The organism is Arhodomonas sp. KWT, from assembly GCF_010993615.1.
The window spans coordinates 1-815 of sequence record NZ_WNXE01000757.1 but is presented as its reverse complement, the minus strand read 5'-3'; the positions used below and the strand labels follow the sequence as shown (position 1 = coordinate 815).

Annotated in this window: 1 protein-coding gene; it reads left to right on the top strand. The window is 71.5% G+C overall.

Annotated elements, in window-relative coordinates; translation table 11 throughout:
- On the top strand, positions 1 to 815 hold an 815-nt coding region (locus G7A99_RS22200; RefSeq protein ID WP_163144166.1), incomplete at both ends, for a UbiD family decarboxylase.

The following is an 815-nucleotide window of genomic DNA, read 5'->3' as shown; positions in this document are numbered from 1 at the left end:
GGCGGCCCCGCCCTGCTGTTCGAGAACCCGGTCGGCCACGACATGCCGGTGCTCGCCAACCTCTTCGGAACGCCCCGTCGCGTGGCCCTCGGCATGGGCGCGGACGACACCGAGGCGCTGCGCGAGATCGGCCGGCTCCTCGCCTTCCTCAAGGAGCCTGATCCGCCCAAGGGCATGCGCGATGCCTGGCGGAGCCTGCCGGTGTACAAAAAGGTGCTGGACATGGCGCCGAAGAAGGTCCGCCGCGCGCCCTGCCAGGAGGTGGTGATCGAGGGCGACGACGTGGACCTCTCGCGCATCCCGGTGCAGACCTGCTGGCCCGGCGACGCCGGCCCGCTGATCACCTGGGCGCTGGTCACCACCCGGGGGCCGGAGAAGAGCCGGCAGAATCTCGGGATCTACCGCCAGCAGGTCATCGGGCGCAACCGTGTAATCATGCGCTGGCTCGCCCACCGCGGCGGCGCGCTGGACTTCCGCGACTGGCAGCAGGCCCACCCCGGGGAGCCCTTCCCGGTGGCGGTAGCCCTCGGCGCGGACCCGGCGACCATCCTCGCGGCGGTGACACCGGTCCCCGACACCCTCTCCGAGTACGCCTTCGCCGGGCTGCTCCGCGGCCGGCGCACGGAACTCGTGGGCTGCCTGGGCTCGGAGCTGCAGGTGCCGGCGAGCGCGGAGATCCTCCTCGAGGGCCACATCTACCCGGACGATGTCGCACCCGAGGGCCCGTTCGGCGACCATACCGGCTACTACAACGAGGTCGAGCACTTCCCGGTATTCACCGTCGAGCGCATCACCCACCGGCGCGACCCCGTCTA